This is a genomic window from Lentzea alba (genome assembly GCF_047445655.1).
GTDB lineage: Bacteria > Actinomycetota > Actinomycetes > Mycobacteriales > Pseudonocardiaceae > Lentzea > Lentzea alba_A.
The window spans coordinates 118,181-128,919 of the sequence record NZ_JAJAEG010000001.1; the positions used below are offsets into that span (position 1 = coordinate 118,181).

The 10,739-nt window shown below is 67.2% G+C and carries 11 protein-coding genes and 1 pseudogene; 1 reads left to right on the forward strand and 11 read right to left on the reverse strand.

Going from position 1 to position 10,739, the window contains the following annotated elements; translation table 11 throughout:
* Position 1: 1 nt before the first annotated feature.
* The 11 genes and pseudogenes from LFM09_RS00565 to LFM09_RS00615 all read right to left on the reverse strand — a co-directional run bounded on the left by LFM09_RS00565 (position 2) and on the right by LFM09_RS00615 (position 10,296).
* Positions 2–586, reverse strand: a complete 585-nt coding sequence (locus LFM09_RS00565; RefSeq protein ID WP_414094205.1) for a GTP-binding protein — start codon at positions 584–586, stop codon at positions 2–4.
* Positions 567–932, reverse strand: a complete 366-nt coding sequence (locus LFM09_RS00570; RefSeq protein WP_414094206.1) for a DUF742 domain-containing protein — start codon at positions 930–932, stop codon at positions 567–569. The genes LFM09_RS00565 and LFM09_RS00570 overlap by 20 nt, the downstream gene beginning before the upstream one ends.
* Positions 932–1,366, reverse strand: coding sequence for a roadblock/LC7 domain-containing protein (locus LFM09_RS00575; RefSeq protein ID WP_045312938.1), 435 nt, complete (start codon positions 1,364–1,366; stop codon positions 932–934). Before LFM09_RS00575 ends, LFM09_RS00570 begins: the two co-directional genes overlap by 1 nt.
* A complete protein-coding gene (locus LFM09_RS00580; RefSeq protein WP_414094207.1) occupies positions 1,363–3,729 on the reverse strand; it encodes a nitrate- and nitrite sensing domain-containing protein in 2,367 nt (788 codons plus the stop codon). The genes LFM09_RS00575 and LFM09_RS00580 overlap by 4 nt, the downstream gene beginning before the upstream one ends.
* Positions 3,730–3,940: 211 nt before the next feature.
* Positions 3,941–4,846: a superoxide dismutase gene (locus tag LFM09_RS00585; RefSeq protein WP_414094208.1), complete on the reverse strand. Its 906-nt coding sequence runs from the start codon at positions 4,844–4,846 to the stop codon at positions 3,941–3,943.
* Positions 4,847–4,932: 86 nt separating this feature from the next.
* Positions 4,933–5,775, reverse strand: a complete 843-nt coding sequence (locus LFM09_RS00590) for a helix-turn-helix domain-containing protein (RefSeq protein ID WP_414094209.1) — start codon at positions 5,773–5,775, stop codon at positions 4,933–4,935.
* A gap of 119 nt (positions 5,776–5,894) precedes the next feature.
* A complete protein-coding gene (locus tag LFM09_RS00595; RefSeq protein ID WP_414094210.1) occupies positions 5,895–6,638 on the reverse strand; it encodes a hypothetical protein in 744 nt (247 codons plus the stop codon).
* A 51-nt stretch (positions 6,639–6,689) separates the two neighbouring features.
* On the reverse strand, positions 6,690–7,013 hold the full coding sequence (locus tag LFM09_RS00600) for a hypothetical protein (RefSeq protein ID WP_414094211.1): 324 nt from the start codon (positions 7,011–7,013) through the stop codon (positions 6,690–6,692).
* 128 nt (positions 7,014–7,141) lie between these two features.
* Positions 7,142–8,437 (reverse strand): annotated as a pseudogene (tnpB, locus tag LFM09_RS00605) (IS607 family element RNA-guided endonuclease TnpB).
* A gap of 32 nt (positions 8,438–8,469) precedes the next feature.
* Complete coding sequence (locus LFM09_RS00610) at positions 8,470–8,847, reverse strand: hypothetical protein (protein WP_414094212.1); 378 nt, start codon at positions 8,845–8,847, stop codon at positions 8,470–8,472.
* Positions 8,848–8,856: 9 nt separating this feature from the next.
* Positions 8,857–10,296 carry a PucR family transcriptional regulator gene (locus LFM09_RS00615; RefSeq protein WP_414094213.1) on the reverse strand — a complete coding sequence of 480 codons (1,440 nt, stop codon included), beginning with the start codon at positions 10,294–10,296 and terminating at the stop codon, positions 8,857–8,859.
* A gap of 128 nt (positions 10,297–10,424) precedes the next feature.
* On the opposite strand from LFM09_RS00615, the gene uraH reads away from it, so the two are divergent.
* Positions 10,425–10,739 carry a hydroxyisourate hydrolase gene (gene uraH / locus LFM09_RS00620; RefSeq protein WP_414094214.1) on the forward strand — a complete coding sequence of 105 codons (315 nt, stop codon included), beginning with the start codon at positions 10,425–10,427 and terminating at the stop codon, positions 10,737–10,739.

Genomic DNA, 10,739 nt, shown 5'->3' on the forward strand with positions numbered 1-10,739 from the left:
ACTACACGGCCGCTTCCAGCCGATTCATCGAATGCTGGATCAGCCCGACCAGCACCGACTTCGACGACTCCCGATCACGGGCATCACAAAGCACCACCGGGATGGCGTCGTCCAGATCCAACGCGTGCCGAACCTCGTCGACGGTGTAGAGCTGCGCCCCGTCGAAGCAGTTCACCGCCACCACGAACGGAATCCCGCGGTGCTCGAAGAAGTCGATCGACGGAAAAGACGAGTCCAGCCGCCGCGTGTCCACCAGCACCACCGCACCGATGGCACCGGTCGCCAGCTCGTCCCACATGAACCAGAACCGGTTCTGCCCCGGCGTGCCGAACAGGTACAGCACCACCTTGGTGTTGATGGTGATGCGCCCGAAGTCCAGGGCGACGGTCGTGGTGTCCTTGCCCTCGATCCCGGCGAGGTCGTCGACGTGCACACCGGCTTCGGTGAGCAGTTCCTCGGTTCGAAGCGGTTCGATCTCCGACACCGACGCGACCATGGTGGTCTTGCCGGTGCCGAACCCGCCCGCGATGACGATCTTGACCGCGGTCGGCACGGTCAGCTGGTCGTCAGATCCCACGAACACCATCCAGTACTGCCTGCAGGAGATCCCGGTCCGGAATCTGGGGGGACGAGTTCTGCACGAGCACGTCACCGCGCTCGATGAGGTCCGACAGCAGGACCTTCACCACGATGAGCGGCACGTCGAGGTAGGCGGCCACCTCGGCCACGGACAAAGGACGCGCGCACAGGGCCATGATCTCGCGATGCTCGACCGTCAGCGACGTCTGGTCGGCCGCAAATGAGGAGGCGCGGACCTGGGTGACGAGGTGTAGATCAGGCGCGTTCGGCCGGGTGCGGCCGCGCACCATCGCGTAGGGCCGCACCAGCGGCCCCGCGGCCTCGTCGTACCACCAGTCCTCCCGCGCGGTCATCAGCGCGACTCTCGTGCCGTGGGCACGGTCGCCTGTTCTGCGCGCGGGGCCGACGACAGGTAGGTGCCCACCCGCTTGACCAGCATGTTCATCTCGTAGGCGATCATGCCCATGTCGGCGTCTTCCTCGCCCAGAACCGCGAGACACGCGCCGTGGCCGGCCGCCGTCACGAACAGGTACGCGTGCTCCATCTCGACGATGGTCTGCCGCACCGCGCCGCCGCCGAAGTGCCGGCCGGTGCCGCGGGCCAGCGACTGGAACGCCGACGCCATCGCGGACAGGTGCTCGGAGTCGTCGCGGGACAGGCCGGCCGAGCGGCCGAGCAGGAGTCCGTCGGCGGACAGCACCACCGCGTGGCGCGCGCCGACCACGCGCTGGATCAGGTCCTCCAGCAACCAGTTCAGTTCGCCGTGCTGGCTGGTGTTGTCCTTCATGACGAGGGGGCTCCTTCTGATCTCCAGTCGTCGGTCAGCCGGGCGTCACGGGTGCCGCGCTGGAACGCGGCGAGCCCGTCACGGGTCCGCTCGGCCGACCTTTCGCCGGTCACCGGCTCGGCGTGGGGCGGCTCCTCCGCGGACTGCATGAGTTGCGGCGCGAGGTTCTGCCGCTTCTTCCTGCGGGGAAGGGGAGCCTTCCCGTCCGTGGGTGGTGCCGCTGGGGTTGGTTCGTCCACCGATGCGTCTACTGCGGGAACGGCTGCGGAAGCCGCGGAGTTCACCGCCTTGTTCAGTTGTGCGTTCAGCGCCGCCTGCACCTCGGGGTTCACCGTCACGGGGAAGCTCGGGTGGTCCTCGACGTGCCCGTGGTGCTGGTCGTGGAACGACCGCACCGGCATCTGGGTGGTCTCGGTGATGTCGCCCGCGGTGTTGTGCGGGGCGACGATGTTCGGCGGCAGCACGCACAACGCCACCGTGCCGCCGTACGGCGAGTCGCGGAGCTCCACCTTGATGCCCCGCCGTGCGGCGAGCCGAGCGACGACGAACAGCCCCAGCCGGGATTCGCCCCGGAACGCCATCGTCTCGAAATCGGGCGGGTTGGAGAGCTTCGCGTTGGCCTGGAGGCGTTCCTCCTGCGTCATGCCGAGACCGTGGTCCTCGATCTCGATCACGATCCCGTGCGGCACGGCGCTGGAGTGGACGATCACCTCGGACCGCGGCGACGAGAACGCCGTCGCGTTGTCGACGAGCTCCGCGAGCAGGTGGATGGTGTCGGCGACAGCCACACCCACCAGCGCGCGGTCCGGCACCGGGTTGACCCTGACCCGGACGTACTGTTCGGTCTCGGCGACCGCGGCGCGGATGACGTCGCTCAGCCGCACCGGCTTGCGCCACTGCCTGCCCGGCTGCTCCCCGGCGAGGATGATCAGGTTCTCCGCGTTGCGGCGGGCCCGCGTCGCCAGGTGGTCGAGCTGGAAGAGCGAGTCCAGCTGCTCGGGGTTCTCCTCCTCGCGCTCCAGCTTGTCGAGGATCTTGAGCTGGCGGTGCACGAGGCCCTGGTTGCGGTGCGCGATGTCGAGGAAGACCCGGTTCACGCCCTCGCGGGCCTGCGTCTCCTTCACCGCCGCCGCGACGGCCGTGTACTGGGCGGTGTTGAACGCGTCCGCCACCTGGCCGATCTCGTCGTTGCCGTAGTCCAACGGCGGCATGTCGCGGTGCACGTCCACCTGCTCACCGCCGCGCAGGCGCGCCACGATGTGCGGCAGCCGTTCCTGGGCGAGCCGCAGCGTGTCCTCCCGCAGCGACGCCAGCCGCGTGACCAGGGCACGAGACACGAGCCGGTTCGAGATCCGCAACGCCAGCACGATGCCGACCACCACCGCGAGCAACGCGATGAGGCTGCCGATCAGCACGGCGGTGAACCGGCTGGTGGCCTTGTCGAGCCCCAGGTTGGCGCCGTCCTCGGCCTGCCGCACCGCGATCTGCACGAGCTTCTCGTGCACCGGCGCGGTCGCCGCCCGCCACTGCTGCTCGGTGACGCCGGGATCGCCGTTGATCAGCTTGCCCTCGAGGTCGATCAGCGTCCGGTACTCCCCGGTGCTGCGCAGCGCGTCGTACTGCACCCGCGGCTGCTCCAGCGCGTACGGGATCGTGGAGTCGACACTGGAGTGATAGGCGCCCACGAGCCGTACGAACTCAACGCGCTCGGCGGGGGTGAACTTGCCGTTGAGCAACCCGCGCGAGCCGATCGTGGCGCTGCGGGACATCCAGTCGGCGGCCTGGAAGATCGTGACGGCCTGCACGTTGGCCTGGCTCGCCTCGGCGTCCGGCACCAGGCGGGCCTGCCGGGAGAACAACGCCACGCCCGAGTCGACGAGGCTGTTGTAGTAGTCGTAGACCTCTTGCGGGTTCGCGCGGCCGGCCTCGACCTCACCGCGGTGCCGCGGCAGCTGGTCCAGCACCGTGTTGAGCGCGTTGATCCGGTCCCGGATGTCCTGCGGCGAGCTGTCCGCGAGCTCCGCGAACGCGTCCTTCATCTTCCGGACGCCCTCGTCGGTCTGCTCCTGCTGCAGGTTCAGCGCGGCCGCGTCGGTGCCGCCGGTCCGGCTCAGCAGCACGAGGCTCAGCTGACGTTCCTTCTGCAGCCCGACGAACGCCTCGGCGGACGGGATCGTCACGTCCTTCACGCTCGACGCGATCGAGCGCATGTAGAAACCGTCGAAAACGGTGTAAGAGGAGAAAACGGCCCACATGACGAGCAAGACAACGCTTGGTACGACCACGACACCGGCCAGCCGGGACCGAATGGTCCGGTAGTTGGTCGGTGTGTAACCGCTCTTCTCGTTCACAGCGCTTCTCACGGTCTCCTGTGTCCCACGGCTAGCGCTGCGGGTAACCCGAGTCACTCCTTCGGCTGCAATACGGTAACAAGCAGAGATCATCGTTACCCAATGACAGCGATCACACGCAGTACGCGGTTGGCAGGCTACCCAGTCGAGTGAGCGGTGCAACACCCGGTCCGGGGGTTCTCACAAGGCAAGAACCCCCGTACGGGCTAGTTCAGCTGGAGTTCTACGGCCGTTCGATCGCGACCACGTTGTAGGTCGTGTCGGGCGTGGGCGGCGTGGTGAAGCGGGCATTCGGCAGGTAGAGGCGCTTGCCGAACGCGGCCACCGTCGTGGGAACGTCGAAGCGCTTGTCCTCGTGTTCCGCGGCGAGCGTTGCCGAGGATCCGTCACGACTGAGCGTGTAGCGCGCGACTTTGTTCAACCTGTTTTGCACCACGTACAACTGCCGTCCCTCACGCAACAACCCATCACCATTGGTCAGTGTTTGACCGCTCAAATTGATGTTGATCGTTTTTCCGCTGCGAGGATCGATCCGGAACAGCTTGCCGAGGTTGCTCTGCACGGCGATGAGGTCACCGTCGAGACCCGTGACGATGCCGTTGAGGTTCGTCTGGCCGGGCGTGACGGCGAGGTCGCCGGTGAGCTGCAGGGTCCGGTGCGGCTTCAGACTCAGCGGCACCTGGTAGAGCACCGCCTTGCGCGAGTCGGTGAACCACGCCGACTTGCCGGTCAGCACGACGTCGTTGACGAACGTGTCAGTGGTCGCGAACTGGAACTTCGCCAGCAACGCGCCCGTGCGGGTGTCGTAGACGCGTCCGTCGCCGCCAACACCACCCGCGACCCACAGCCGTTTCTTCTCATCGACCTTCATGCCGAGCGACGGCGTGCCCGGCCCCTTCGCGAACACCTTGCCCTGACCGGTGCGCAGGTCCGCCGCGTAGATCGACCCGTCGGCCCGCGACCCGAAGTAGGCCTTGGTGCCGCTGATCGCGATGCCTTCGGGTTGCCACCCGTTGGGCAGGGAGAACTCGGTGGGGAAGCTCTTGGACGCGTCTGCGGTGGCCGGCGCCGCGGCTGTGAGCGTGACGCCCAGGACCGCCGCGAGCAGGACACCGAATCTGCGGTACATGCCGCCTCCTATTTCGGATTGGGGAGCGCCTCTGATCCTTCTCCCTGCGGCGGCCGAACCGGAGTTTTCTCAGGAATCCGACATCTCTACAGCTCAGCGGCGGCCTCGGCGATGAGCTCCAGCGACTCGCCCTCGCCCAGGGCCAGTTCGCGCAGGCTCGCGAACCGCTGCGCGCACTGCTCGGTCAGCCCTGGGTCCTCGACGTACTCACCCTTGATGAACGTCTCCAGGTACGCCACGTCGTTGTGCTGGCGGTGCGGGAAGCTGAGCAACGTGAACGGCGACCCCATCGCCGGGTAGGCCCCGGCCCCGCGCGGCACGACCTGCACACTGACCGTCGGCTGCTCGCTGACCTCCATCAGGTGCAGCAGCTGGGCCTTCATCACGCGCGGCCCGCCGACCACCTGCCGCAGCACGGCTTCCGGGAACACCGCCTGCACGACGAGTGGATCTTTGTCGGTGAGGCGCGTCGACCACGCCTCCCGCGCCATCGCGAGCCTGGCCGTGCGCACGGGATCGTCGTCCTGCAATGCGGCGTGCGTGTACCCCGCGAGCTGAAAGACGGCCGGCACCAGATCCGTCGTGAACACCCGCAGCAACGTCGACTCGAACACGAGATTCGCGAAGTCCGCAGCCGGATCAAAGCGCGCCGCGTTGTTGAGCGCGCGCGTACGGACGTGTTCCGCGTACTGCGTCTGCAACACCACGGCTTGCCATTCCGGAGTCGGCACCTTGTACACGTATCCGAGCGCCATGATGTCGACGGCCGCCGAGGGCTGCACGGCGTTCTCCATCATGGACAGCTTGGCGCTGCTGAAACCCACGCGCTGGCCGGCCTCGGTGAGGCTGAGCTCCCGCTCGTTGCGCCACCCGGCCAGCTGCCGCCCGATGGCGCGTTCGAGCGCCGTGGCCCGGAAATCCTTCGGCATGACGCGAAGGATATGACCAATTCGGATTCCCGAATGGAAGACCCGCTGTGGACAACCCTTTACCGCCAGGTTTTCCCGTTTATCCGGCCCCTATGTCGTTAAACGCACCTAACGCATTGTTAGCGTTTCGTGCGCGCATGAGCACGCACGAGCTCATGGAACCTGAACGCGTCGTCTCCCACCTCGGTCAGCAACGACTTCTCGACCAGGTCGTCGAGCGCGTCCTCGACGTCGCACTCCGGCTCCCCCGCGATCGCCGCCGCGTGCGGCACCCCGAACGCGCCGGACTCCCACGCGCACAGCCGGTAGAGCCGCGCCTGCCGTTCCGGAAGCTCCACATAGGACAGATCGAGCAGGTCTTTCAGCCGTTCGGTGTCGGTGAGCGGCTCGACGTCCATCTCGTGAGCTCGCTCAAGGTCCAGCTTCTTCCGGCTGGTCACCAGCACCGTGCCCGACGCGGGCAGCAGCGGCGTTACCTGCTCGGCCGAATCGGCGTTGTCCAGCAACAGGGTGAGCTGCCGCCGCACCACGAGACTGCGGAACACCGCCGCTCTCTCGTCAGCGGGCACACCGTCGAGCCGGAACGCGCGCAGCACCCTGCCCAGGACCTCCGGTGCGGCCAGATCGACGTACAGCCCGTCGCCGGATCCCCGGTCCCGCAACCACTTCAGCGCCAGCGCGGTCTTGCCCACCCCGGCAGGCCCGCTCAGCACCGTCACTCCACCGGCCCGGATCTTCTCGAGCTCGGCGTCCCTGCCGACGAAGTGCCGCGGCGGCGCCGGAGGCCGGAACTGCGCGGGCACCTCGTTCCAGCCTCTGTAGCGGACAACCCCTGTGGTGGTGCCAGTCAAAACATCGCTCATCGCCCGTAACCTCCCCGGACTCTTGAAGCTACGGTCTTTCCCCGTCTTGCGTCAGACGGCCATCGAGTGATCGCACGTGAGCGCCGCCCCCTCGTTGGAAGTAGCGGACCGCACCTCCCGCCCGTTGATGATGATCTTGCACGTCAGCTCGCCCTTCACGCCTTCAAGCCTGATCATCACCCGCCCGTTGCGCGCTCCCATGCGTTCGAACGGCATGTCGGGGTTGCGCAGGGTTCGTTCCTGCTCACCGGGAAACGTGTACGTGAGCTGGTCCGTCGTGCCCGTTCCCTCGACCATCACGCGGATGTTGGGCTGTGCGGCGCAGCCGGTGGTTCCGGCCAGCAGCAAGCCCACGAGTAAGGCGGCGGTCTTCATGAGCGGAACGGTAGGAAGTGCGGCCGTGCTCCGGCATCAGCCTTAAGGCTCAAGAAGAGTCAGCCGTCAGACTGACAACCGTCACCTGAAACGTGAACGGACGAACGCCCGCCCACCTCAGGCAGCCGTCACCTTGCGGGGACGACGTTGACCCGCGCCGGTCGGCGCGGGTCTTCCCGTGGCGATACCCCTGCCCGCAGTGCGCGGGTCTGACGTGGGTTTCCATCGGGCTCGTTTCCTGTCACCCACCAACTGCGGGAAGACACCAACGACGCCAAGTTGCGGGCGACGTTGAGATCACGATCGAGCACGAGTCCGCACCCGTCGCACCGATAGCTGCGTTCGGACAGGCGCAGCTTGGCTTACACCGCACCACATCCCGAGCAGGTCTTGCTGCTGGCGTACCAACGGTCGGCGGCGTGCACGTAACTGCCGGACCAGGCCGCCTTGTACTCGATCTGGCGTCGCAGCTCCGCCATGCCCACACCGGCGACGTGACGTGCCAGCCTGCGGTTGCGCATCACGCCGGCGACGTTGAGGTCCTCGAGAACGATCACGCCGAACGATCGGACAAGCCGCGTCGAGAGCTTGTGCAGACCGTCACGACGAGCATTCGCCACCCGTGCGTGCAGAACGGCCACGCGGGTACGAGTCTTGCGCCACCGTTGCGACGACTCCTCGGCGCGAGAACCTGGACCTCGGCGTCGTGCCAGCTGACGCTGCAGCCGGAGCAACTCGCGTTGTGCAACTTCGAGATGCTTCGGGTTCGGAACTACTTCGCCGGTAGACAGCACCGCGAGCGACTTCACGCCAAGATCCACGCCCACCGTCGAACAAGGGCGGGCAGGCGTCACGTCGTTTCGGGTGATCTCCACGGAGAACGACACGAACCACCGGCCGGCCCTGAACGACACGGTGGCAGAGCGGATGCGGGCAGCGCCACGTTCCACGTGCCGAGCGAGCTTGCGGGTCGACTCGTGCGTCCGGATCACGCCGAGGGTGGGTAGTCGAACGTGCCTGCGGTCGCGATCGACCAACCAGGTACTTCCTGTGGTGAAACGGCACGACTGCGTCGCACGCTTGCCCTTGAACCGGGGGAAGCGCATCCGGGCGCCGCGACGCCTGCCAGCCGTGGAGGCGTTCCAGTTGGCCACGGCCGTCGCCAGGTTCGCAAAGCCTGACGAGTACACCTCTTTGGAGTTCTCGGCCCACCAAGGCGCAACGACGTGCTTGCGCTGGTTCCACTCCTTGCGCAGGGCATAGGCAGACCAGTTCAGCGGCGGCGTCAGTTCATCGTCGCCGAGACCACAAGTTCGTTCGGCGATGCGCTGAGCGAGGTTTGCCCTGACCTTCGCCAGACCGCAGTGCGACCTGTTGCTCAGCACTCGGGTCCAAGACGAACCGATATGCCTGCAGCACCGCACTCACTCGGCGAGTAAAACGTATGTTCGATCTCCTACACCGACAGTCCTCTGTGGCGAAGGCACTCTTCCAGCCGCAGCCGTTCGATGTCGCGGTCCACTCCCTCAGGCAGGGCGTCCAGCGAATGCTCGACGTCCAACGCCGCGCAGGCTTGGATCAGCAGCCCGTCGTAGGCCTGCCGAGCCCCGATCCGCTTGATCGCCGGAGTTCCCGGCTGGAAGCACGACAGCACCCGCCGCACCCGCCGCAGGTCGGCCGCGATGCACTCGATCGGAGGGTTCTCGGACACCAGTTCCGGGCGCCGCAGCCTGCGCAGGAGGCGCGGCACGTTGAACACCGCCCAGAACAACGCACTGGGCGCTACCGCCGCGATGGCGAACAGGACGACGTTGCCCGCAACAGACTGGGGCATACGTCCAATTTACCCCGCTTGCAACGCCAGGAAGAGGTCCACGCGGGCCTCGAACTCGGCCAGGTCGACGCCGAGCAGCTCCTCGACCCGGCCCACCCGGTACCGCAGGGTGTTGACGTGCACGTGCAGCTTCCCTGCCGCCGCGGTCCACGAGCCGGAGCAGTCGAGGAACACCTTCAAAGTCCCCACGAGATCCGAGCCGTGTTCGGCGTCGTAATCCAGCACGGGACCGAGCAGCCGGCGCCTCAACGAAGTGCGCAACTCCTCCGGCACGCCTGCGAGCAGCAGTTGGTGCAGCGCGATCTCCTCACCCGCCACCACACACGTGCGACCACCGCGCCGTTCGCTCAAACGGCGCGCGTGCGTCGCCTCCTCCGCAGCGCCACGCAGACCGCGTGACATGACCGGCGAGCTGATGCCGACGAGCACGCGCGACGAACCGAGCCCGGGCTCCATCACGCGCACCGCCTCGCGAACGTCGTCCGGCACCGAATCCTCGGCGCGAGCGATGCAGTAGACGGTGTCGCCCACAGGCGTGACCAAAGCGCGCGGCAGCGTTTCCTCCAGAACCGCGGCCGCGAGCTCGGCGCGTTGATCGGACGTCACGGCGCTGATGACGCGCAACCGCACGTTCTCCAGACCAGCCGCCGTCAGCCGTGACTCGACATCTGCGGAACCGCTCAACACAGCCGCAACGAGAGGGGCGGCGGTGCGGTTCTCGATCTGCCGGCCCTGTGCCTGACGAAGCCGTTCCAGCCCGACGAGCGAGGCGAGCTCGGCAGCGGCCTCTTGCTGTGGTTCGCCGCCCACGACGAGGATCCAGCTGGTGAGCCGGCTACCGCCGCGTTCGGAGACGGGCACGAGGGTCATCCCCCGGACGGTCCGGGGCAACCGGTCTGCCTGCAGGAACTCCTTGACCAGTGCCACCCGCTCGGGCAGCTCGCCGCCGGCGACCACGCGCCCGGTCGTCGACAGCACCCAGCACGACGCGCTCAGCTCGTGGCCGCCCGCCAGCAACAACGCGGGCAGACCCGATCCCTCCGCCACGACGTTCAGGAGCCGGCGGTGCCTCGACAACCCGACAAGTTCCATCGACACGCGTTCGGTGATGGTCGCGAACGACAGGTCGACCGGCACCTCCAGCAGCGGCACGTTGTGGCGCTCGCAGGCGTCCACGAGGTCAACGGGCAACGCGCGGTTCTCGGTCTCGGAGGCGGCCAGGCCGGCCACGCGCGCCGACGCGAGCGAGCGGACGAACGTCTCGGAGTCCTGCGGGCCGTGGTGCCAGAGCAGGCCGGACAGCACGAGCTCACCGCCGGAGAGATACCGGCTGGGGTCGGGCAGCTCCGTTCCGTACACGCGGGTGACCGTGCGGTCGAGCTGGTCCGCACCGGTTTGCAGGCTCAGGCGCAGTTCCGGCATCTGCAGCAACGTCCGCAGGAGCAACATGAGAGGTCACTTTCGTCCATTCGTGTTTGTAGGAAAGCACAAATTCGTTACGTGTAGGAGCCTCCTGATTCATGTGTCCCGGCCGTAGAGGTCCGGACCTGTGGCTATGTGTACTGGCTCACAACCAGATGGGAGGGCGAGTGACGATCTCCACGCACGTGCTGGACGCGGCCCGCGGGAAGCCGTTCTCGGGCATCGCCGTGTCGCTGCAGCGCCGCGACGGGACCGAGGTGAGTTCCGCTGAGACGAACGCCGATGGCCGGATCACCGGATGGGGTGAAGGCTTGGAGGCGGGGGTCTACCGGTTGGTCTTCGACACCTCGGAGGCGGCGCCGTTCTTCCCCGAGGTCGTGCTCACGTTCGCCTACTCCGACCCGGCACAGCACTACCACGTGCCGCTGCTGCTGTCGCCGTTCGCCTACTCCACCTACCGAGGTAGCTGA

Coding starts and splice junctions, on each gene's coding strand:
- LFM09_RS00595 (WP_414094210.1), bottom strand. CDS start 6,638: ATGAGCGATGTTTTGACTGGCACCACCACAGGGGTTGTCCGCTACAGA.
- LFM09_RS00610 (WP_414094212.1), bottom strand. CDS start 8,847: ATGCCCCAGTCTGTTGCGGGCAACGTCGTCCTGTTCGCCATCGCGGCG.
- uraH (WP_414094214.1), top strand. CDS start 10,425: ATGGGAGGGCGAGTGACGATCTCCACGCACGTGCTGGACGCGGCCCGC.
- LFM09_RS00615 (WP_414094213.1), bottom strand. CDS start 10,296: ATGTTGCTCCTGCGGACGTTGCTGCAGATGCCGGAACTGCGCCTGAGC.
- LFM09_RS00585 (WP_414094208.1), bottom strand. CDS start 4,846: ATGTACCGCAGATTCGGTGTCCTGCTCGCGGCGGTCCTGGGCGTCACG.
- LFM09_RS00590 (WP_414094209.1), bottom strand. CDS start 5,775: ATGCCGAAGGATTTCCGGGCCACGGCGCTCGAACGCGCCATCGGGCGG.
- LFM09_RS00570 (WP_414094206.1), bottom strand. CDS start 932: ATGACCGCGCGGGAGGACTGGTGGTACGACGAGGCCGCGGGGCCGCTG.
- LFM09_RS00600 (WP_414094211.1), bottom strand. CDS start 7,013: ATGAAGACCGCCGCCTTACTCGTGGGCTTGCTGCTGGCCGGAACCACC.
- LFM09_RS00565 (WP_414094205.1), bottom strand. CDS start 586: ATGGTGTTCGTGGGATCTGACGACCAGCTGACCGTGCCGACCGCGGTC.
- LFM09_RS00575 (WP_045312938.1), bottom strand. CDS start 1,366: ATGAAGGACAACACCAGCCAGCACGGCGAACTGAACTGGTTGCTGGAG.